The sequence below is a fragment of the Rhizocola hellebori genome (assembly GCF_016862955.1).
GTDB classification, from domain to species: Bacteria; Actinomycetota; Actinomycetes; order Mycobacteriales; family Micromonosporaceae; genus Rhizocola; species Rhizocola hellebori.
On record NZ_BONY01000076.1, the window covers coordinates 15,378 to 38,740 of the forward strand.

General features: G+C 62.4%; 14 protein-coding genes and 1 pseudogene. 8 read left to right on the forward strand and 7 right to left on the reverse strand.

The genetic code is table 11. The features are described 5' to 3' along the window. Positions 1-3: 3 nt before the first annotated feature. The gene (locus Rhe02_RS38920; RefSeq protein WP_203913505.1) at positions 4-3,084 is read left to right on the forward strand and encodes an nSTAND1 domain-containing NTPase; all 3,081 of its coding nucleotides are present in this window, start codon (positions 4-6) and stop codon (positions 3,082-3,084) included. Between the two features lie 625 nt (positions 3,085-3,709). Then, positions 3,710-4,174 (forward strand): hypothetical protein, encoded by a 465-nt coding sequence (locus Rhe02_RS38925; protein ID WP_203913506.1) that lies wholly within the window; start codon positions 3,710-3,712, stop codon positions 4,172-4,174. Here the strand turns inward: Rhe02_RS38925 and istB are convergent. Continuing rightward, complete coding sequence (istB, locus tag Rhe02_RS38930; RefSeq protein ID WP_203913507.1) at positions 4,098-4,874, reverse strand: IS21-like element helper ATPase IstB; 777 nt, start codon at positions 4,872-4,874, stop codon at positions 4,098-4,100. The two genes, Rhe02_RS38925 and istB, sit on opposite strands and share 77 nt — an antisense overlap. Before the next feature lie 148 nt (positions 4,875-5,022). Further along, positions 5,023-6,537, reverse strand: a pseudogene (gene istA, locus Rhe02_RS38935) (IS21 family transposase); the annotation flags it as partial. Positions 6,538-6,696: 159 nt separating this feature from the next. On the opposite strand from istA, the gene Rhe02_RS38940 reads away from it, so the two are divergent. From Rhe02_RS38940 to Rhe02_RS50670, 3 genes are all read left to right on the forward strand, one after another. Beyond that, entirely contained in the window at positions 6,697-7,095 is a 399-nt protein-coding gene (locus Rhe02_RS38940) for a hypothetical protein (RefSeq protein WP_203913509.1), read from the forward strand. A gap of 183 nt (positions 7,096-7,278) precedes the next feature. Beyond that, on the forward strand, positions 7,279-7,710 hold the full coding sequence (locus tag Rhe02_RS38945; RefSeq protein WP_203913510.1) for a hypothetical protein: 432 nt from the start codon (positions 7,279-7,281) through the stop codon (positions 7,708-7,710). A gap of 68 nt (positions 7,711-7,778) precedes the next feature. Beyond that, on the forward strand, positions 7,779-7,904 hold the full coding sequence (locus tag Rhe02_RS50670; RefSeq protein WP_275412677.1) for a hypothetical protein: 126 nt from the start codon (positions 7,779-7,781) through the stop codon (positions 7,902-7,904). Between the two features lie 171 nt (positions 7,905-8,075). On the opposite strand, the gene Rhe02_RS38950 is transcribed toward Rhe02_RS50670, so the two are convergent. From Rhe02_RS38950 to Rhe02_RS38965, 4 genes are all read right to left on the reverse strand, one after another. Then, entirely contained in the window at positions 8,076-10,718 is a 2,643-nt protein-coding gene (locus Rhe02_RS38950; RefSeq protein WP_203913511.1) for a tetratricopeptide repeat protein, read from the reverse strand. A gap of 283 nt (positions 10,719-11,001) precedes the next feature. Then, entirely contained in the window at positions 11,002-11,394 is a 393-nt protein-coding gene (locus Rhe02_RS38955) for a hypothetical protein (RefSeq protein WP_203913512.1), read from the reverse strand. After that, positions 11,391-11,642: a hypothetical protein gene (locus Rhe02_RS38960; protein ID WP_203913513.1), complete on the reverse strand. Its 252-nt coding sequence runs from the start codon at positions 11,640-11,642 to the stop codon at positions 11,391-11,393. The genes Rhe02_RS38955 and Rhe02_RS38960 overlap by 4 nt, the downstream gene beginning before the upstream one ends. 134 nt (positions 11,643-11,776) lie before the next feature. Further along, positions 11,777-12,394, reverse strand: coding sequence for a recombinase family protein (locus tag Rhe02_RS38965; protein ID WP_203913514.1), 618 nt, complete (start codon positions 12,392-12,394; stop codon positions 11,777-11,779). 206 nt (positions 12,395-12,600) lie between these two features. On the opposite strand from Rhe02_RS38965, the gene Rhe02_RS38970 reads away from it, so the two are divergent. Further along, positions 12,601-15,204, forward strand: coding sequence for an NACHT domain-containing protein (locus tag Rhe02_RS38970; RefSeq protein WP_203913515.1), 2,604 nt, complete (start codon positions 12,601-12,603; stop codon positions 15,202-15,204). 476 nt (positions 15,205-15,680) lie between these two features. Here the strand turns inward: Rhe02_RS38970 and Rhe02_RS38975 are convergent, their stop codons facing one another. Continuing rightward, positions 15,681-18,173, reverse strand: a complete 2,493-nt coding sequence (locus Rhe02_RS38975) for a tetratricopeptide repeat protein (RefSeq protein WP_203913516.1) — start codon at positions 18,171-18,173, stop codon at positions 15,681-15,683. Positions 18,174-18,434: 261 nt separating this feature from the next. Here Rhe02_RS38975 and Rhe02_RS38980 point away from each other — a divergent pair, with 261 nt between their 5' ends. After that, on the forward strand, positions 18,435-20,111 hold the full coding sequence (locus tag Rhe02_RS38980) for a tetratricopeptide repeat protein (protein WP_203913517.1): 1,677 nt from the start codon (positions 18,435-18,437) through the stop codon (positions 20,109-20,111). A 486-nt stretch (positions 20,112-20,597) separates the two neighbouring features. Further along, positions 20,598-23,315, forward strand: coding sequence for an FxSxx-COOH system tetratricopeptide repeat protein (fxsT, locus tag Rhe02_RS38985; protein WP_203913518.1), 2,718 nt, complete (start codon positions 20,598-20,600; stop codon positions 23,313-23,315). The last annotated feature ends 48 nt before the right edge of the window (positions 23,316-23,363 follow it).

Here is a 23,363-nt window from a genome sequence, read left to right on the forward strand (position 1 = left end):
TCGATGGTCACATCCGATGAGGAGCCGTCGACTCCTTCCTCGCCTGATTCCTTGCGCGCGGGCGGTGTTCACCTTGAGGCTCATGCCTCGGGTGAGGCTCGCGTTCACCAGGCCGCCCGAGACCTCCATCTTTATTACGGCGACGGGGTAGGTGGCCGGCAGCGTGCCATGTCCGGCGCAGTCGGCCAGGAGTGCCCCTATCCGGGGCTGGCCGCGTTCGGACGTGAGCAGGCGCAATGGTTCTTTGGAAGAGATCAGCTCGTCGCAGAGCTGATCGGCCGCCTTGACGAACGTCTGCGAACCGGTGGCGTGCAGGTTGTCCTGGCGCCGTCTGGTGCCGGAAAGTCTTCGTTGCTGTCCGCAGGCCTGCTGTCGACATTGGACCGCGGAGCTCTGCCAGGCTCGGCTCGGTGGCCGAAGATCGTCTTTACTCCTGGCGTCGATCCGATACATGCTCTCGTTGAGCAGATCAGCTCTCTCATCGGTGAGGCAGCACCGGCAGTCGACGACCTTACGACTGACCCACGCAAATGTATCCAGGCGCTTCGCGAGGCGGTGCGACACTGCACTGGCGAGAAGGATCTACAGGCGCGTGCAGTGATAGTGGTGGACCAGTTTGAAGAGCTGTTCACGTTGTGCAGTGATCTCTCACGACGCCGCTCATTCGTGGACTTGCTCTGCCAGATCGCTGGCGTACGAGCCGAAGCCGACGACGAGCGTCCTGCAGGACTTGTTGTGATAGGGGTCCGGGCTGACTTTTACACCGCTTGCACCGAGGACCCGCAACTTCGCCTCGCGCTGCAGGATAGGCCTCTGCTGGCCGGCCCGATGTCCACTACAGAGCTGCGTGAGGCGATCCTCTATCCAGCTCAAACTGAAGGATTAGATCTTGAGCCTGGGCTCATAGAACTGCTCATGCGCGACCTAGGGGTCGCAGACGGCGATGACGCCACGGCGAGCTATGAACCTGGTCGGCTCCCGCTCCTTGCCCACGCCTTGCGAGCGAGCTGGCAGCAACGAAACGGCGCCACCATCACCGTGCAGGGCTACCAAGATACTGGAGGTATCCAACGGGCAATTGCCACCACCGCTGATCATACGTTCAGCGGTCTGGACGCAGCCGCTCAACGTGTGGCGAGATCGATCTTCCTCCGTCTGATCAAGATTGGAGATGGAACCGAGGACATCAGACGGCCCATCGCTCACGCTGACCTGGTACACGGAAGCACTGATAGCTCGGTCTCCGCCGTGGTGGTGTCCGCGTTTACACAGGCGCGCCTTCTCACCCTGCGACAGGACACCGTCGAGATAACACACGAAGCATTGCTACGTAGCTGGCCGCGGTTACACGGCTGGATCAACGCTGACCGCTCCAGTCGCCTGATCCATCAGAACCTGGAAGAGGCCGCCGCCTCCTGGGAACGCGAACGGCGCGATGCCTCCGTTTTGTATCACGGAAGCCAGCTGAAGGTCGCGAAAGCATGGAGTGCCGCTGCATCTCAGGAGGATCTCGGTCCCCTGACACGGGCCTTTCTCTCAGCATCAGTACGCCGACGGCGCCGTGGCATACAGCTCCGTGCCGGGCTTGTCGTGCTCGTCGTGCTCGCTCTAGGTGCGGGAGCGGTCTCGCTGTACCTGGGTAAACGTGTCCAAGATGCGAACATCGGAGATCTGCAGCAGCGCGAAACGGCAGATCGGACAATCCGCGAACGTGCGGTGGAGTTTGAGCGGATACGCCAGCAGCCGATCCGCGAACTCGAAGTATCGGCGCAGATAGATACTCTTCCGCAGGACGGTTCTGTCATGGAAGTGCGGATCACCCATGACATGCTGTTCTCGCAACCTATGAGCTTCTTCCTAACGTCCATCCGGCACGGCCGGGTCTGGCCAACATATCTAGACATTCCAGAGCCGACCGCGGTGGAGTTTCCATGCCGCGGCCCCGCGATGGATGGCTGGTTTCGGTGGTACGAAAAGAACGAGGACCTTACTTCCACAATCCCTCTCGCCGGAGATCCGTGGGGCTACAGTTCCATAGAGTTCTCGGGGGAGGAGTTCCGCCCGTCGTCACCGCTTTCGCTGCCGCAGCGCTTCGAGCTACCGCCAATCAGCACTCTCGTCGAAAAAAGCGCTAAGTTCGAACTGTTCCGCTATCCTGCGACGAAGGGCGCGCCCGAGCGGGTCGATCCAGCTCAAGCTTCCGAACATATCGAGGTTTCCGCGGTATACGGGGAGCAAGTGCAGACCAGCTTCACCCTATTTCGCAGTCATCACACAGAAATCCAGCAGCAGACGCTAGGCGTTAACTACCTGTACCATCGCCCGCCCATAGAGCAGGAAGCACTGCTTGGCCTATACAAGCCGGCGGCCACCGTCAAGGGACTCACCGCGCTAGGCCCAGCCGACGAGCAATGGCGCAACGGCAAAGAGCCAAAAACACCTGAAGAGAACGCAACGTTTGCGGCCTTCGAAAACAACGCCGGCGTACTTAAGCCAGATGCAGTCGAGTCGGCTCGGCACTTCGAACGTGGCATAAAGTTCGGCATGGCTGCAGCCGACCAGCTTGGGCGCGATCCCAGCGCTCTCCCTGGACGAAATGGTTTATGCGCCGCCACGTTCGCCTCCCTTCGACTATCGCAACTGATCAAACCTGACAGCGATCAACGGCTCGCAGTATTGCAAGAGTCTGTCACGCGTCTAGGCAAGACCCCGAGACCGTACCGCGACTCTCCACAGGTGCACCGCTGGCTAGCAGATACCTACATGGTCTTCGCAAAAGCGTTCGCTGAACGGGGCGATCGCGAAAAAGCGCTCCGTGCTACGCAATACGCGATCGACGAAGCCGCAGCGGGTGACCAAAACGACCTCACCTTGCCTAGCGCTGATGAGTTACTTAGGCGGATTCAATCGGCAGAAAAGATCCGGACCGCATTGCGACCGGCGCCCGAGTCGCCTAATCCGGCATGGCGACCAATAGTGGATCAGGCATGCGCACGAATCAACGCTGTGATTCCGGCCGATGCGACCAGCAAAGGTAACCTTCCCGACTACTATATACTCAGTTGCGCCAATGGCAGCCGATGAACGTATCCCGCTTCTTACGCAACCACGCAAGACGCCATGGACGTTGTCGAGTTGTGGTACTCGGTTATCTCGAGTTTCGGTCCTGATGTCATCGTCGAGCTCTTCGACCTCAACCAGATCGAACTGGCTCCTAAACCATCGGAGCCCGGCGTTACCGACTGTCGGTTGGCGCTGGACCACGCTTGCCCACCACGGACTTCTACCTTCTCGGATATGCTGCGCCTGGTATTCGGCAGCTACTCTGGCTGTTGTCGACAAGTTGCCGGCGGCACAGGACCTGAGTCACGATCCCCACGGTTCGGTGCCAAGCGGCCAATGGGTAGCTCGTCGGGCAGCTGGGTCGTGCCGTCTATGACAGACGTCGACGCCAACTTGGCAGCCGTTCGGCGTTGGTTCTGAGAGAGCAAGGCGATCGCGCTCGCTTCGCTCGCGATCAATGTTCGGTGCGGGTTCCCCTTGGACAAGACCAACAAGCGCACCGGAAAGAATGTCGGCGCGCAGCGACGACGCCGTCCGCAACGGGTTCCATGGATGGCAAGACCAACAAGCGCACCACTTGGTCACCGTTCGGCATTGAGTCGGTGCAGGCCTCCGTCTGGCAACAAGGAGAGCGATCCTGACCCATGTGTTGCGGATCGAGTGGTCGTACTCGAAAATGCCATCCGTGGCCGACGAATCGTTGCCTGGCGAGCGGGACCAAGCGCGGCGCATGGCGCTTGGGCGGGTCCAGGAGTCCTTTCGCGATGTCTATCTGACGTTGATCAGCATCATTCAGGGTGTGGCCCTTGGCTATCTCATCCAGACGATTGGCGCCACCTACAAGGAAATCGATGTAGATCGTGCGGGCCGAGTCGTGGTCGTGCTGGTTGGGATCGCCGTGATCTGGCAGGAATACCTGGTCGGCTTGATGATGTTCGCCTGGGTGCCGACCGTGATTGATGCGTGTCGCCGCTCGCCGTTTTCCCCACCGCGGAGTTCAAGTAATGGGACAGGCGTGGGCCTCGGTCATAGTTCTACTTGGTGGGTTGGTTGGTTGTCGAGTCGGTCCGTTTTGGTCGTTTGTTGGGCCGGTAGCTGGGGCCGTTCATGAAGACTTGATGGCTGGTGTTGATGAGCCGGTCCAGGAGCGATTCCGCGACAACAGGGTTGGGGAATAAGGGATACCAGTCCATTGGGGCCCGGTTGGAGGTAAGGACCAGCGATCGCCCGGATTGGGCTCGTTCGGAGATCAGCTCGTAGAGGTCGTCGGCCTGGATGGCGGTGAGCTCGCGCATCGCGAAGTCGTCGAGGATGAGCAGGTCGGGTTTGGTGAGTTCGGCAAGGCGCCGGTTCCAGGTCCGGTCGGCATGGCCGCCGGCCAGGTCGGCCAGGGCGCGGCTGGTTTTGCTGAACCTAACCTCCGCGCCGCGGCGAACGGCGAGGTGCCCAAGTGCTTGTGCGACATGGGTTTTCCCTACCCCTACCGGTCCGTAGCAGATGACCGACTCACCCGATTGGAGCCAGCGCAACGCGGCCAGGTCCCGGATTTGCGCGGCGGGTAGCTTCGGTGCGGCGGCGAAGTCGAATTCCTCCAGGGTGACTTGCTGCTCGAAGCGGGCGCGGCGCAGCCGGCGTTCGATGGCCATGGTTTCCCGGCGGGTGATCTCGTCGTGGCAGAGGACCTGCAGGAACTCCAGGTGGCCGAGCTCACCGGCGCGGGCTTGCAACAGCCGGGCGTCCAAGGTTTGCAGCATCCCGGACAGCTTCAACGCGCGCAGGCTGTCGTTGAGCGCGGTTTCAATGATGGTCACGGCATCTCTTTTCCGTTGGCGGATAACGTGTTGGCGGTCAGATGGCTTGCTCGTGGAGGCCTGGTCCGTCCTGGCCGCCGCTCGGCTGGGCCAGGTCCGTGCCGAGCGGTGCGCCCGTAGTGGGCATGGGGATGACGTTCGCGAACAGCTGCGAAGGGCCGTGTAGGAACGCCGCGGCGCCGCCGTCGCCGGCCGACCGTGGCGGCGGGTCGGTCTCGGTGCCGGCGGCCAGGATGCCTTTGACGGTGCGATACGACGGGTCTCCGACCGCGATGGCTTTGGCGCAGGCCGCTTCCAACCTGTCTGGGGTGTGTTTGTCGGCCAGGCCCAGGACGCCCTGGGCGGCGCGTAGCCGGAACAGGGCGTGGACTTCGAGCATCCCGTCGATGAGCCGGGCGCAGAACGGCCCGATCTCGCCGGCCCTTTTGCGGCACCAGGTCGGGGTGCGCATCTTGAACGCGATCTTCTCCGGCGGGTAGTGGCTCAGATCTGTTTGCTTGCCTGAGGGTTTACGGCCATGCGTGGCGATCACCTGCCCGTTGTGGAAGAACTGCACCGTGGTGGCGGTCGAGCGGGCGTCGACGCGTTGGCCCATGAACCGCCACGGGATCGAGTACAGCGTCTTGCCGACCTTGGCGTGGATATCCGGGCCAACGGCCGCCGTCGACCAGGTCGCCAGCACGAAACGTTTGACCGGCAACGGTTTCAGGGCGTCGGCCTCGACTGCGGCGAACACACTGCCCGGCGACGCCCCGGACAGCGGCCGGGACGGGCGGCGTCCGGCGACCTCGGTGCACCAACGCACCGCGTCGGCCTGCATCTGCTGCACCGAAGCGAAATCACGGCCACGCCAAAACGAGTCTCGGACATAGGGCATCGGCCGTTCCACCCGCGCCTTGTCCCGGGGCTTGGCTCGCCGCGCCGGATCGACCAGCGTGCCGTAGTGCACGGCGAGCTCCGCATACGACCGGTTGATCTTCGGGTCGTACAGGTCAGTCCGTTCGACACCCGTGCGCAGGTTGTCTGGTATCAAGCGTTGTGGGACACCGCCGAAGAACGCGAACGCCTCCACATGAGCCTGGGTCCAGGCCTGCTGGTCCATTGTCAGCACCGGGCGCACGAACATGTGCCGCGAGCAGGCCAGCACCATCACGAACGCCCACACCTTGCGCCTACGGCCGCCGACCGGGTCGACCCACCAACCCAGCTGCCCGTAATCGATCTGCGCCTCGCCGCCAGGCTCGACCTCAACGCGCAGCACCACGACCTGATCGCGGCGGACCTCTTCGGGCAGATTCGCTGCCACGTAACGCTTTAAGGAGGCCAGCGACGCGGTCAGGCCATGCTCGTCGCGCAGCCGCTGATGGATCGTCGCCTGCGTCACGCCGGCCTTGAGCATCGTGACGATGTAGTCACGAAACTTCTCGATCTGCGGCCACGTCACCTGCCGCAACCGGGTGTCCGTCAAACCCGGGAACCACGCCGTCGCCAGCGCCGCCCACTCCGCCGGCGACTTGGCCATCCCGCCCGGAGCCAGCCCATCGGCGATCGCCGGAGCCAAATATTTTCTGATCGTCTTACGGTCCACACCCAAGCTGGTGGACATCTCACTGATCGACCGGCCCGCATGCCAGTGGATCAGAATCTCGGTCACGTCGACCACGGTGAACGTTCTCCTCGCCATCGGCTCCCTCGCCCCTTACAGACGAGGAAGGACTCTTCCCGATCACGAGGACCACACCGCCGCTCGCCCTCCCCATGGGGAATTACGTGAGCGGCTGTCCAATTACCTGAGCGCGATCTTGCACAAACTAGGAATTAGGTGAGCGGCGACATTGATGCGATGGCCCCATTCCTCGTCGGAGCCGCCGAAGGCATGCTCGTCGCCACGATCACGGGTGATACCGATGAGTTCCTGTTCATGGCGATGTTGACCTGGGGTACCGGGATCTTCGCATCGCTGAACTACCGTATCCAAGCCCGAAGGTCGCGTATGGCGCTATCGCGCCAGTCCTGGACGCTGCTCAAGGGCCACCCGCAGTCCAACTCCATTCTGATCAGCAGCGGCTTCGTCTTCACCGCCGCTCTGTGGGCATATTGGGTCTTTGTTCCAGCGCAACCCGCGTCCTGGGTGATGTCCTGGCTGGCGGCGGCGACGGTACTACTGTTCCTGTTGAGTAACATTCCGCGATGGAATAGACCCATGCGCCAGCCGAGCTGAAACACCGCAATGCTGGACGGTGTCTCATTTGGGATCCTCAAATGATCCAACGGAATGTCCGCTCCTGGCCGAGAGTGGGCGCACCTGATCATGTGGTCACGAAAATGCTCTAGAATCCCGCCGATGCTGGTTCGGAGGTCGTAGCGCATCCGGCTGGCGGTAGCGAGTTTGCTGGAGGACTTCGTGCGAAAAGATCACCCGATCGACCGTCTGGTTGCCACGGTTGAAGGAACGGTGCCCGTCTCGGTCGCCAACTCGATGCAAGCACTGTCTCAGCAGTTGGCCGGCCGACGGCAATTGGTCCTTGGGCCGCCTGAACTGTTCGACGAATCAGATGTTCGTGATGGGCGCTCACTGGGGTTCGTACTGTCGATTTATACAGCGCGGCCGCCATGGAACAAAGAAGTGGACCGCACGGTCGACCGCGCCCACTTGGAAGACGTTAAGGAGCTTCTCGGCGAGATCTGTCGGATCTCTGGCGAGTGTCATGTCTCGTTTACTGTTGGCTTCATGGGGGAATCGATTGGCGCGGTCGACGAAGGCCGCATGGACGAATCGCTCGAGGTCGGCTTCATCGGCGAATGGGAGCGCGTCTTGGACGAGCGAGACCAGTGACGCGTCGACCGATACGTGTATTGTCAGCCGGTTTCCGTGCGGACTTTTGTTATAGGAGCGTCAGTGGTATGAGTGTGTTCGGCCTGAAGGCGCTACCCGAAGAGCGCTGGGTGGTGGTGCCGGGGTTAAGCGTCGCCGCAGTTCTTCGCCAGCAACGAATTATGCAGCGTTTGGTCCACCGTTTCCAACGTTGATGCAAAAGTCGGAAGGATAGTGATCGGTTCGTGCCCAGTGGGCGTTGAGCTCGCTGTCGTCCATGGTGGCTAGAGCCGCGCTATGCGGTCAGAAATGCTCTTTGAGATCACAGGCTTTGTTGCTAGCAACTTTTGTTTGTGTGCTCGTCCGGGTCGCAGCGAGGGGCTTTCCTAGGTGATGACATCGTTCGCGGTGTCAGCGGAATGCGTCGATCGTCGGCTCCAGAAGGCGAGGTTGTAGCGCACGGGCAAGGTGTGGGGGTGATGCTCGGAAGGGACGTGTGCTGCGTTGAGTCGCTGCTGTGCGGGTTGGTTGCGGGCGGTCGCATGGAGGTCGGCCTGTGTGGTCCAGTACGCGAGGTTACGCCGATCTGCCAGGGTGTCGAGGTGGTTGATGCCGCAACTTGCCTCTTGCAGGGGTAGCAGCGCGGTGTATTGATCGCGGGCGGCGGCGGGGTCGCCGGCCATCCCGGTCCAGTGGGCGAGGTTGGCCTTGATTGCCAGGGTGTCGGGGTGCTCGGTGCCGCAGATCCGCTCCCAGATGGATACGACTTCGGTGTACAGGTCGCGGGCGGCCGCTGGGTTGCCGGCGTGGCCTGTCCAGTCTGCGAGGTTGGCGCGTACCGCCAGCGTGTCTGGATGTTCTGCGCCGCAGACGCGTTCCCAGATGGGCAGTAGTTTCGTGCATTGGTCGCGGGCGACCCGTGGATCGCCGGAGTGTCCGGTCCACAGCGCGAGGTTGTTGCGCACGGCCAGGACGGCTGGGTGCTGGGCGCCGCAAACCTGCTCCCACACCGGGAGCAGCGCTGTGTAGGCGTCGCGGGCGGCGATAGGGTCGCCGGCCATCCCTGTCCAATGGGCGAGGCTGTTGTGGATGGCCAGAATGTCGCGGTCAGCGGTCCCCCAAGCCCGTTCCCATTGGGGCAGGATCTGTCTGTACTGGTCGCGGGCTGCCGCGGGGTGGCCAGCCCTGCCGGTCCAGTCAGCGAGCTTGGCCCGCACCGCCAGGGCATCAGGGTGCTCGGTGCCGAGAACGCGCTCCCACGCCGACAGCAGCTTCGCGTATAGGTCGCGGGCAGCTGCAGGGTTTTCGAACTGCCCTGTCCAGTCGGCCATATCGTTGCGCACGGCCAGGGTGTCGACGTGATCCGGACCCAGCAACCGTTGGCACAGATCGTGGACGGAATTGGCTTGCTTGCGGGCTACCGCGGATTGGCCGACAGCGGCCCAATACCGTAGCGCCCGACGAGCGGTCCGGGCGGCGACCTCGGCCGACGCCCTATCGATGTGGGCTGCGTCCGCTGCAACGGTCAGCAAGTGTTGCGCATGCGGAGCGAGTAAACGCCAGTTCGGCCAATTCGATGCGTCATCCGGATCACCAGTGCTGGCAGCGGCGGTGAGCTGAACAGCGAGTGCGATGCAATCGGCGTGGTGGACGGTGATGTGGAGGTGATGTCGGCTGGCGTCCCGGATGAGCGGGTGGATGCGCAGCGTTGCGGGACCCGGGTCGGCGTCGGTGTCGTCGGATTCGATAAGGCCGAGGCCTGCCAGCGCGCGCAGCAGCCTAAGTAACTCTCCGATGTCGAGGGACGAGAACACTGCGGACCTGGCCAGCACCTTGAGGTCTAGAAGCTGGTATGGGATAGGGCTATCGGCCAATAGCGACAACAGCCCTAGCAGGTTGCGCGCTTGCGGATGACCTCGGTCGCCAAGCAGGTCGAGCGACAGCTCCCACGTCCGCTCAATCAGCCGGCCGACCTGCCCGTCGATGGAACTCGTGACCTGGTGGCCGAAAACAGCCGAAATGCCACCGCTGTCCAGAGCTGCCACATAGTCGGCGAAGGTCGTCGCCGCGCCGGGTAAGGGCATCCGCCGGGCGTCTACGAGGTAGCGGCCAGCCAAATTCAGCGCAAGCGGAAGTCCACCCAACCGGATTGATAATGCGGCGGCTTGTGTCGCGGAGCCTGCATGGCTGCCAGTGTGATCAAGCAGGACTTGCGCACCGTCGGCCGGCGTAAGCATGCCCACCCGATACATCCGGCACCAACTCTCGCCTTTGCCGGAAGCGAGATGCCCAATGGTCCAGGCAGCGAGATTTCCTTCGCGACTGGTGATCAGCACAGCACCGCGGCGTGTGTGCGGCGGTCGGATCCACCCGCGACCCGAAGTAGGCGGTTCGCCAGAGGGCGTGAGCAAGCGTGTGTCGTCGGCATTGTCGACGATCAATAGCCAGCGGGTGGGATGGTTGGCTAGCAGCCGCCACACCAGATCGGGGGCACTGTCTAAACCGGTCCACGCCCGCTCGATCTGTGCGTCGGTGGCTCCCAGGCATGAGGCCAGTTGTCGCATCCCGGCGTGTAGTTCTTCAGGATTGGCGGCCGACACCCACCACACCTGTACCCGTTGCGTCCGTAGCCGATCGGCCACACTCGCTGCCACACTCGTCTTACCCGCGCCGCCCATGCCATACAGAATGCAGACGCGTGGCGCGTGACGAGCCCGCCGTCGGTACAGACCGGTCAGCTCGCCCACCAACTGATCGCGGCCGCGCATAGACAGGCCGGCCAGGCCCGGTGGAGCAAGCGACAGCATGCCCGGGCCATGCTCTTGCGCCAGCTCCGCTGGCACGGTAGGTGTGACGTTTGCGTGGACGCCAGGCGTGCCAGATTCGACGCCGTGTTCGACCAGATGACGCATAACCGCGAGCGGCTCCTGTGCTACCACCGAGGTCCGCGCTTCCCGAATGGCAGCGGCATGTCTGACCACGTCGACGCCCGATCCGGAAATCGCGTGCTGAACAACGGCTTGACGCATCTCCCAGGCAACCCACCCCACGACGAGTACGCCCAGACCAATCCCAACAGGCCAGCTCCAACCTTGGGTGAAGACGTTGGTCAACGCGCCCGCCGAGAAAGCCAGCCCGGTAGAAATGCCTGCCGGCGCACCGCGCCGCATCCAACCAGCCATCCGCCACCACCCTGCAGTGGACATCAAGCGTAGCGGATGTCCGCCGATCGAAACCTGGGCGTTGTATCGAGCCAGCACCGACACATCAAACGTGCGCGCAACGCTGGCGTCCGTTAGACGCTGCTGACCGTTACAGGTCGAGGATGTCTTCGGCGGCGAGGATGTCGGTGTAGGTGTGGCGTTGGTAGGTGGCGAGCAGAGCGTGGTGTTTGTGGGTTTCGGCGGTGGCGTGGGCTGGTGGTGGCGGTAGCTGTAGGGCGAGGTGGGCGATCGTGGCGACATCTGCGGCCAGGACTGGTAGCAGGACGGCCAGGCCTTCGTCGTCGCCGACCAGTTCCAGCAGGTGGTCTCGATGCGGTTGGCTGACTTGCTGGTATGCCTCGATCAGGCACATTGCGGGGATGCCGGTGAGGTCCCCGTTTTCCTGGACGGTCAGCAGTAGTTCACCCAGGTCGATAGCCCTGGTGTCGGCTGCGGCGTAGGCAACCAGCGCTGAGGTATCCAGGATGAGCCGCACGCTCACGCGGTGGCCTTCCGGCCCTTGTTTGCCTCGTTGCGCCTGGATTCGGCCTCACGCAGCCGTCTGCCGGCGGCCTTGATCCCGTCGTCGGTGACCGAGATGCCGTGCCGGGCGAGCATGGCCCGGCTACGTTCACTTTTCTGACGCGCCCGGATAGCTTCGGCAACGACCGCGGAGGCGTTGTCGACGCCGTCGAGATATTCAGCGACGTCCTCGGGCAGGCTCAGGTTCATGCGGCGCTTGCTCGTCATGCCGTCAGCCTACACTCACTGCGCATATGATCACCAGTTTGTGCGCATGTGATCATTAATCGGGGTGGCCTAGGGGCGCCTAGGCCCGGCCAAGGTGGCCTGGGCCTAGGTGGTGCACACTGCGCGTTTATGTCCTACGGGCCGGATGCGGGGCTGGTGCCGGGCGGCGGTTCGTGGCGTTGGGCGTTGTCCAGGACGCGGTAGACAGTGGGCCGCGATACCGAGAACAGGTCGGCCAATTCGGTGACGCTGTGGGCGCCTGCGCGGTGCAGCTTGATCAGGTGGGCCTGCTGGCGCGGGTTCAGCTTCGGCGGCTTGCCTTTAAGCCGGCCCTTAGCCCTGGCGACGGCCATGCCTTCTTTGGTGCGTAGCCGCAGCAGGTCGACTTCGAACTCGGCGAAGGTGGCCAGGATGTTGAAGAACATCTTGCCCATCGGATCGGCCGGGTCGTAGAGAATGCCGCCGACACGCAGCTTGACTCCACGCGCCACCAGAGAATCGCCGATCGCGCGGGCATCTGGCACCGAACGGGCCAGCCGATCCAGCTTGGAAACCACCAGGGTGTCCCCGGCCCGCACGGCGGCCAGAGCTTGGTCCAGGCCGGGCCGGTTACGGTTGGTGCCGGTCAAACCTTTGTCCACATAGATCCGATGGGCCGCAACACCCATCGTCAGCAACGCCTGGCGTTGCGCGGTCAAGTCCTGCTCGTCGGTCGAGCAACGGGCATAACCCGTCATCAGCGTGATATCCATACCCTCAGCGAGCCTCAACCCGAGCATCCGCGGCAGGTTCACTCAAATCCACTCCTGGGGCGAGCTGACGTCTGCGTCCGCCGGGCGAACGGTTTCCGGTCGCCGTCGCCACTTCGCGACGGATCATTCTTCGGCGCGCTCTTTGGTTCTTGGTCGCGGAGGGGAAGGCGAGTAGGCCACACGGCGGCGGTCAGGGCCGCCGCAACATGGACGATCATCCGATTCGTGAAGCGACCGCCGTGACTAGCTTGGACTGGGCCAGCGCCGCTGACGAGTCTCGCGCCGGCGGGTATGGCGGAGGGCAGGTGAATGGTGTGGATCGAGCGCGACGGCTACTGATTGGCGCTCTGACAGTGATCACCTTGGCAGTCTTGCCGGTGCTGGGTGGTATGGCGGCCAACACCCTCGCTGGGTCTAATGGTTGGTGGGTTCTGGTCGCGATGCCTGTGTTAGTGGCACCGATCGTGGTTTGGGAGATTGCAAAGTCGCGGCGGCCTGTGACAACTGGTCCCCCAGAGGCTCGGGAGGAACTGCTGGACCAGCTTGCCGGCGTCGTAGAGAAGCAGTGGAGGGACGAGGCTGCGGCACGTAGGATCAATCGAAAGAACCCAATCCGTGTGACCTGGGTCACGACGGCACGCCCGGTGACGGTTGCGGCCGGCGCGCACGACGACACCGCGCAAGGCGATATCGCCGACGCGACGCAAGTATTGCGGGCGCGAAATTGGCGGATGGTAGTGCTGGGCGAACCGGGTTCTGGCAAAAGCGTGTTCGCCTTGTGGATGACGTTGGAGCTGCTGGAACAGCGGCGTGTCGAGCAGCACCTTCCTGTGCCCGTATTGGTGTCCCTTTCGTCTTGGCGTCCGCCTGAGCCACTTTGGCATCATGTGAGCCGTCGACTCAGCGAGGACTATCAGGGCCTGATGGCTGGTCGGAACTCCCTTGACATGCTGCTGCGCTTGGTGATTGAGAAGCGGGTGCTGCCCGTAATGGACGGGCTGGATGAAATACCAGCCGAGTTGCATGCCGCGGCGATTGAGAGCGTCGACGCAGAGACCGGGGGTGGCATCCCGTTCGTGTTGACATGTCGTACCGGCGACTTCGAGCGTGCGGTGGCGGCCAGCGGTCAGGCACTGTCTGCGGCTGCGGTGCTTGAGCTAAAACCGGTGGATCTCACAGCCGCCGAGGATTACCTGTCGCAGTCAGGACCTAGCGCCGCGGAGCGGTGGCGGCGAGTTCTGGGGCCGTTGGCGGACACGCAGGAGCCATTGGCCCAGGTATTCGCTACGCCGTTGATGATTTGGCTGGCCCGTGTGGTCTACGCCATACCAACGCTGGATCCGCAGGAATTGGCGAACCGCCGCCGCTTCCCCGATGCCAAGAGCATCGAGGATCACCTCCTCGATGCATATCTGCCAGCAGCGTATGGGACACCGGGCGATCCAAGGTTCGGGGCCGAAGCGGCCAGAAAGTGGCTAAGTATTCTCGCCCGGAGCTCAGGTCACGGCGGCGGTCCCGTCGATGTAGCGTGGTGGCACCTCACGTTAAGGCCAAAGGTTCCCTGGGCGTCGGCGTTCTTGGTGGGCTTCGTATTCTCCTTTGTCTTCGCGACCATCCAGCACATGATGTTGGAATTCTTCCGTTGGGGCCTTGCCTACCTCAGCCTCATCGGCGGACTAATCGCCCTGGTTGTCATAGTAAATAACTACGCAAAACGCGTCTATCCACCGCTGGGATGGAGAATACTGGTAGGCATTGCCACGAGTCTCGCGTTTGCCTCCGGAAGTGTTGTCGCGGACGTGTTTCAACGAGCCTCCGATCTTGACGAGTTGGTGGGCGCCGAGGTCGTGCTCGGCTGGGGCTTGCTCGCTGCCGGTTCGGCAGTGTGCACGTGCTTGACTAGTCTGCTTGCGATTCCTATAAAGCCACGCCACAGGCCCGATGCGATCTCGTGGCGCGAGCGCTTGGCCACCGCATTTGTCGTTGGCGGCGGCGCAGGCGCGCTCTTCTTTTTCGCGCCGGAGGTCGGGGCGACAACCAGCGTGGTCGTCTTCCTTGCTACATGCGCGCTCTACGACCCTTTAGCACGTGTTCTGTCGCCCCCTACACACCCACGACGGGTGATGTTGAAAATGGTAGGGCGTCGTGATCAGGTCATATCGCTGCTCTTGGCATGCGTCGCGCTCGGTCCGATTGTTGGCTTGCTTTCCATGCTGATGGTGTGGCTACAGACCTATCTTCTGCGTGTCCATGAGCTGCCATCCACAGTCGATCAGTGGCTGGATTTGGGGGGCCTGATGGCCGGAAGCCTATGGTTCGGCCTCTTGGCTGGCTTGCTAGCGGGGCTGCTGGTCGGTGTCGCACGGGCTGCATTTGACGATTTCGGTGCAGTCGGCCTAGCAACACCTGCTGCGTCTCTGCGCCTAGATCGCCTTGCCTACGCCGTCGGAATATTCTTGGCCGCAGTCGGCGTGGTTGGCTGGGTAACCCTATCTGTCCTCGTTCTTCCCGAGTCGGAGCTAACCTTCAGCTCGAGCGAACGCGTAATTCCGGATTGGATGGTGTTGGTACTTCTAGCGCTAACCGTTGTTTCGGTGCGCTCTTGTTGGTTCCAATTCTCTTTCGCACGCGTGCGCTGGAGACTAAGCGGTTACCTTCCATGGAACCTGATGGCATTCCTGCACGACGCCCATCAGCGGGGCATCTTGCGCCAAGCGGGCGCTGTCTACCAGTTCCGGCACTCTCGGCTGCATGAATACCTTGCGCAAAGCAGCTCGACATCCGTCGCGGTGAGAAGCGTCCACAGCTAGATCGCGAGCTACGGGGTGGCAGCATGCGAAGAAGCAAGCAGGATGTCTTCACCATTTGGTGCGCCTTGTATCGAGCGCGCCATGCTGTCGACTTCAAGAATTTCTGTCGGCCATCGACATAGCCTTGTCGGCTGAGTTGCAGATTCGCCTGATCTGACGGCACGTACAAACGCCGATTGTCCGGTTCCGGCCGGCGCGCCGTCCTACTTCCATATGCATTCGTGCCCACAATAGGTTCATCGTGGACCCAACCAGTTTGAACGGCGGCTCGGGTTCCTCATCGACTGACTGGATCCCTGTGATCGAATTACGTCGACAAGATCCACGGTCCAGTCAGGCGGATCCCAACATTCACGGAGCCGCATGGTTTGAGTACCAGACGACTGAACCGTGTCGCGGTCGAGCGGCGATGACACCCCACGCCCGTACGCTGGCCCTTCGGTCATCGGTCCCTCGCCGTCGTCCCGCGGCTTGGATCAGCCTGGTGCACCTGACTCAAGGGATCGGCGCAGGGACTCTACCGTGCTTCTGGAAATCATTGTGTCCGGATGGTTTGGCCCCAAGACACGCGTGAGCGCCTGCAAGGTGCTCTGATGCAGCGATAGGGCCGAGCTGTGATCACCGAGCGCCACCAGTGTGGCCGCCACGTTGTTCGCAGAACGAAGCGTGTCCGGGTGCAGGTCGCCGAGTACTCGCTGCCGGCACTCGTAGTTGTACGTCAGGAGATCCTTCGCTGCATTAAGATCACCCATTGCCCGAACGATGAGCGCAAGGTTGTTCCGAGCCTTCAGGGTATCTGGATGATCCTGTCCCATTAGTCTTACGTATCGTTGCATGACTTCAGTAGCCAATTTGTGTGCGTCGTCCATGTCTCCGATCGTGCGCATCGTTGTCGACAGGTTGTTAGCGGCGTATAAAGTCTCGGCATGGTCGTCTCCGTATAAGCCTCGGTAGCCCACTAGTGCGTTCTCCTGAAGCGACCTGGCGGTGAGGAGATCCGTTTCCAAGGAGTCGACAACCTGGAGCAGCTCAGCGCCGTTGGCCTCCAGGAATGATGTCGATATGTCGCGGTCCCGGTTAGACAAAATCTCGACGATCTTCCTCGCGGACCGGAGGGTGCGTGAAGCCCGCAAGTCATTCAGCAACGGTTCGAGCAGGTCAGCCTCGGCTGGTGGAACCAGACGGCTGAGGTGCTGGTGCATTGCGCTCAATCGAGTCTCGGCCCTGGTACGCAAGGCCATGGCCAGTTTGACGGACGCATAGAGAGTATTGGGATCCTGATCGCCGTGCTCCAATGCGCTGCGTCTTAGACTTGCGCCGTGTAGGTCGACAGCCTGATCTGTCCGGCCCATTGCTCGCAGCGCCATGGCCAGGTTCGTCTCGAGGCGGGTGATCTCCACCCTGCTGTCTACGTGCGTGGCTAGACGAATTCGTAGGCATTCCTCCAGGCAGCTCACGGCACGCTGATACTCGCCGCGATCATGAAGATAGCGTCCGACGGCGAATAGCAGGTCGATTCTAGCGATGGGACTGCGATTGGTAGTGGGTTCGGAGAGGACCACAAGGGCGTGTGGAAGAAGCTCTGCGCATGCGTCCCAGTGGGCGCTGCCCGAGTCAGCCAACGGAAATGCGGCTGCAAGCAGTTCTGTTGCGCATCGGTGCCAGCGCTCGGGCCGCCACCCCGCGGCCGTTTCAAAGCGCCAGAACCCAAGCGGCTGAAACCGATCCTTTACTAGGCTGACTAGACGCCGTGACCACGAGCGGGTTCCGTCTTCGATTACCTGGCGCAAAGCAGCCTGGACCAAACCATGGATATGGACCGACACCTTCGTGTCCTGACGTATCAGCGACAGCTCGAACAGTGATGCATAAGCTCCGTTCAACATAAGCGGATCTTTGGAGCATTTCCGCAGAGACACGGGCAATAGCTGTGGATATTCGGTAATCAACCTTCGCGGTATCGCGTTCTCTGCAAAGAAAGCCATCAGGCGGAGCAAGTCCGCCGCCACTGGATCACGCCAGCAAAGAGATCGGAAACTCCGCAGCAGGACACGGTAGACGGCAGACTCGACCGCACCACGCTTCTGCCCCTGATCGAACGCAGCATAAGATTCCAGGTCGACGTGTCGCGTCCTGCAGTACGCCGCAATGAGCTCGAGGGCTAACGGCAGGTGCCCAACACGCATCGCCACATCGAGGGCTGACACAGCATCGCTTGAATCGTATGAGGACGAGACAAGAAAGCGAACTGCGTCATCGGCAGGAAACGGCAGGAGCTCTATCGATGGAGCTATCGTGTGCCAGTTAGGGTTTCGTGAGGTGATGATTATGCTCCCGGAGCCGCGAGCTGGGAGCAGGTCGACCACATCGGCGGGCCATGATGCGTCATCATAGATAAGAATCCATCGCTCACGATGGGCCAGTTCCACCAGTGCGAGCGTCGCAGCTGTGTGGTGGTCTGCTTCATCGATTCCAAGGCGGGACGCCAGTTGGGCGAGCGATTGAATTAGGGACTCTCGGCTGTGGGCGTCAACTTGCCATGCGCATGAGAGATCACTCTGCCTACGGTAAACGAACTCCGTGGCCAAGCTGGTCTTACCTACGCCGCCCATGCCGAAGACGACCGCAATTCGTACCTCGCCGGAGCCCGTCGCGAGATAGGAGTCCAATCTGCCAATTTCTCTCGGCCTGGATTGGAAAGATCTCAACCGGACCGGAAGATTCCAGAACTGGTCGCGCGCCGGGAAAAGGCTGCCACGGCCGGACGAGGTGGGCACGGTTGGTCTGTCCCAGGCGAACTGGGCCAGCATCATCAAAGCTGCACTGATTGCAGCCAGCGTGGCGGTCAACACCTTCCAACCAGGTGGCAACAGGCCCGATGTGAAGATCCCGAGCGTCGCCGCCAAGACGAGACAGACCACGACGCCCACCAATTTGGGGCGTTTCGGCGACGGTCGGCGAGTGACCATGCGGATCCTCGGGCTATCTTGAGCTGCAACACCTGTATGGTATCGGTTGATAGCTACATCGAGATGTGGAGCGGCTGAGATCTCAGATCGGCGCCCTCATCGGACGGCCGGCACGGCGCCCGTCTCACAAAACCAACGGTGATTGAGACGGTTTGGGCGTCGTCGTCGCACTCCACATCGCGGCGCGGGCAGTCCACGGGGTCATCGATTCCGGCACTCTCGGTGGAGCAAGGAACTCGTCGTGGATGAAACCATCGTTGTGTGACGATCAGGTTCGATGCGCATGAGCTCGATCCACCGCTTAACCTGGACAACCTCGCTCTGCGGCAGCTCCCGATGCAATGGCCTGTGGAGAGGGATCGGTTCACGCAGGTCACCGGGCATGTGCCCATCATGATTCGTTTGCATACAGGCAGCGGTCTGACTGCGTGCACGGCGATGACCTACTACATCGACGCGCGCAGCTCATTCCTGTCGGAGGGGCGAATCCTGTTGTTGGCCAGCAGCCGTGGTGGGCTGCTCACCCTCATGGCAAGGCAAGGTATGGAAGCAACTGGGTTGCAACCCGCCGACGTCGCGGTGGCGGGAGCTGGTCAGTACGACTTTCCTGACACCCTCGCAGCGCTCGAGGATGGACTCGATGAGGGCAGCTTTCGACGCCTGCTGAAGGTGTTCGATCTGAGCTACAGGCTGAGCCTCTGGCTCGGACTAGACGAGCTTGCCTCCTTGGTCTTGGCACCGAGCAGCGAGCTTGGCCGGTTCTACCGCCTTGCGATCTGGGTCAACAGCGGTGAGCTGTCGCACGAGGAAGCGTGGCATCGGCTACAGACGCACAAGCATTATGCCCTTGCGGACGTGGCGACGTACCTCCACGACGTCGCTGCCCGGCTCGCGTTGCATGTCGCGTACTACCATCAGGATCTCGTGTCGCCTGGGGCCGACGATATGGCCGCCATGGCTTTCTGGAACCCTGGCGTGCCGAAGATCCGGCTGGAAGATGTCACAGCCACTAACGCGGAGCCTGCCCCACCACACACCGTGCCCAACAAGACCAATCACGCCAATCCGCCGCGCAAGCCGGCCAGGGAGGAACCGGCGGCCACGACCTCGCCGCATGTTCGTTTCTTCCGCGGCGAGGCACGCGTTCGGCATCGTCCGCTGCCGCCCGATCCGCAACGAGCCCTGCGGGCCAAGGAACTGTCCGACAAGGGAATATCTCTGCTCGCCTCATTCGAGACAGCAGGTATCGACGCAGACCTCGAACGTGCCATCGCCCGGCTGCGAGAGGCACTGGCGGTGGCGGCACCCAACGACCCTCATCGGCCGACTTACTGGCTGAACCTTGCTAAAGGACTGCAGGCTTCCTACGAGCGCGACACGAACCATGACCATCTTGACGAGGCGATTGCGCTCATGCGTAAAGCGATGGGGGTCGTCGGCAACGACTATCAGGAACTACCCGAGATGCAGCGCACCATGGGCATGCTGCTGGCGCTGCGCTTCGCACGCGACACCTCGCCATGGGATATGGACGAGGCCATGGCTCTTACAGCCGTAGCCATGCGTCGCCACCCGAACCACCTGCTAGCGATGCATGCGCGGGCTCACGCGTTGCGGCACAGGTGGGAGACCCAGCAACACCGGCAGGACCTGGATGCCATCATCGAACTCGGCAAGGCCATGCTGGCAAATCAGCAACCAGGACTGCAGCGCGCTGAAACGCTATGGATCCTATCGCGCGACCGGTGTCATCGCTACGATCTTGCAGGGCTGCCCGAGGACATCGACGCTGCCGTAGACGCCAGTCGCACCGCGCTCAAGGAGTGCCCGGCCGATCATCCGCGGCGCCCTCGCTACGTGTACGGGCTGGCCTATGCAAAACACAGGCGGCTCGCCGACGCGCCCGCAGGAAACAATAGCCACGACTCTTTTCAGTGAACGACCACCGAAAGCGGCGAGCGGTCAACACAGTGATCAGGACGGGCTCACCAACATCCGCCCATCGGCTTCCGCGCGTTGCCGGCGTCTCAAGACGCTAGATCCATCCGTCCGCAAGCGGTTCCTTCTGAGACGCGCAATGTGCTGGTCGCCTGGAGATCCGACTGTCTCGGTAGCTGGTCCCGAACGGACACCCACACGCGCTCATGATGGCAAGGCTGGATGTTCAGCAAGCGCCCGCTTTGGAGATCGAGCTCGCGTCTTCCTTGCCTCGGCTGACAGTGCGGACGGACCCGTCTGTAAGGGCCGGAGGCTCGGACCAGTTGGCCTTGGGCGCGGAAGAGTCTTGTTCGACCCTCCGGTTGGGCGGTGGGCTACCGTGCGTTCGGGCGGTACGTTCAGATTCGTCGGGACCGATACCTGTCGACGGAGGGTGGTGCAGCATTGGCAGAACCGGCAGTGCGCCGTACGAACAGGAATTGGCTGTTGGCCCTTGGCCCGGTGGTCGCGGCGGCCATCGGTGCCCTCACGAATCTGATCACTGCCACTTGGAATTGGTGGTTCTTCGCGGTGCTCGTGGCTCTGGTCGGCGCGGGATCGACAGTCGTAGTGTTCGGCGAAAATTGGATAGGGCGTCGCGACCCGGGGCAGTCGCTGGCTTCCTTGCCCGCGATCCCGGCGGCATCGCCGGGATCGACTGTGACATCGGCCTGGCTGGACGTACCCGCACGTAACCTCCATTTCATCGGCCGTGCCGATCTGTTACGGCAGCTCGAGATCAGCCTGAGCGCCCGTGACCACCTTGCCGCCGTCATACCCCATGCCTTGTATGGGCTTGGTGGTGTGGGCAAGACCCAGCTCGCCATTGAGTACGCCGTGCGGCACGCCAGCGACTACGACTTGGTCGCCTGGCTGCCAGCCGAGCAGGCCGATCTGCTTCGCGCTTCCTATCAACGGCTGGCGGACAGGATGGGAATCGCGTACACCGATGACGCTTCGCGTACTATCGATGCCGTCCGGGATGCGCTGCGCCGCGGGGAGCCGTACCGACGCTGGTTGTTGATCTTCGACAATGCCGAGAATCCTGAATCGGTTCGTCCCTATCTGCCTCAGCCCCACGCCGCCGAGACTGCCGGACAGGTTCTGGTCACCTCTCGCAATCGCACCTGGGGCCAGGTCGCGCGCACGGTCGAGGTCGACGTGCTCAAGCGCCAGGAAAGCCTCGAACTCATCCAGCACCGGTTGGCCCACGTGTCCGAACGTGATGCTGATCGATTGGCCGAGCATCTGGGGGATCTGCCGTTGGCCCTGGAACAAGCGGCGGCATGGATCAGCAACACGGGCGGCTCGGCGAACGAATACATCGAGCTTCTTGACCGTCGTATGCGAGACCTGTTGCGGGCCAACAAGCCCACCGACTATCCATTGTCTGTCGCCGCCACCTGGGACCTCTCCCTAGCCACGCTGAATGAGTCAGACCCGGCCGCGGTTCAGCTGCTCGAGCTATGCGCGTACTTTGGGCCGGAGCCCATCGCACGAGACTTGCTCCACTTGACGCATACCGCATCCGCAATTCCGGCCGCGCTTACAGCCGCCCTCGCCGACGCTCTGCTGCTCGGCGCGGCGTTCAACAAAATTGGCAGCCTGTCACTGGCCAAAATCGACGGACAACGGCACACCATTCAGCTGCACCGCCTAGTCCAGGCGTTCCTGCGCAGCCGCCTAACCGATTCGGATGCAGCCATAATGCGTGCCACCGCCCAGCAAATCCTCGCTGCCGCAATATCTAGTATCGACTTCGTAGACTCGCCCCTCGAACAAGTCAACTTGGAATGGGTCGCTCCGCATTTCCTCTGGGCTGGATGCCTCGACAGCGACGAAGCGGCGGTCCGGCAGATCATCATCCACCAGGTCCGCTACCGGTTCCTGCGCGGTGACCACGCAACCTGCCGCAGCCTGTGCGAACAGGCGCTGCAACGATGGGCACCGCGCCTAGGCCCGGACCACCGCCAGGTGCTTGAGCTGCGCCACAGACTTGGCGACACCCTGCGCTGGCTCGGCGAGACCAAGCAGGCCCGCGAGATCGACCAGGACACGCACACCCGTGCCCACCAATCGTTCGGTCCAGAGGACTCCCTGACCCTACGATCGGCCGCGGCAATCGCCAGCGACATGCGCCTGGCCGGCGAGTACTGGACGGCACACGACCTAGATCGAGCCACGCTTGCGGCTCACCTGGCCATTGCCAGGCCCAACCAATTCCTGGTCACCTCGGCCCGCAACAACCTCGCAATCGACCTGCGCTTCCTCGGCAGGTTCGACGAAGCCTTAGCCCTTGACCAGGAGAACGCACAGCTGTGCCTGAAATCCCATGGCACCGAGGACTGGCGCACCCTATTCTTCGCCGCCGCAACCGGGTGCGATCACTACTACCTGGGCCATTACCCAACCGCCCTGGAGATCCTCGCCGACACGACAGCGAAAATGAATGCCCGACCCAGCGCCTCTCTATTCACCCACGTCGTCTGGAACCGCTGGCACGCCCTGACGCTGCGCGCGGTCGGCCGTACAGAGCAAGCCATATCCGCCGGACAACACGCCCTCGACCGATATCGGGCAGCATTTGGAGACACCCTCGCCGAGACCGCCATGATGCGAATGAGCCTGGCGAACATTACCCGCGCAGCCGACCCGAAGCGGGCCAGCGATATAGCTACCAGCGCCCTGATTGACCATCAACGGCTACTCGGCGAAGCCCACCCCACCACCGGCGCGGCCCTGAACAACACGGCCATCGCCCTACTGAGAGCCGGCGATGTGCACAGTGCACGACAGCACGGCGAGCGGGCGTACACGATCCTGTCCGATCATTTCGGTGAAGACCACTGGGCCACGCTGTCCGCCCAAACCAACCTTGCCAGTCAACTATCGGCATCTGGGGAGCCCTCACAGGCGCTGAGACTCGGGCAACAAGCCCTTCACAAGCTGACCCACGCCCAAGGCCCAAACCACCCCAGCACGCTCGCCTGCGCCAACAACGTAGCCCTCGATCTGCGCGCCACGAACCGCCCGAGGGCGGCCCGTCAGCTCAGAGCCAGCACCCTTGCTTTGCTTGCCAGCACTCTCGGGGATAACCATCCGTGGACGGTCACCGCACGTCGCCACCGCAGGCTGGACAGCGATATCGAGGTCACCACATTCTGATTTGTCCACAATGGATGCCCACGGCGTCTTGCCGCTGCCACGGCCATA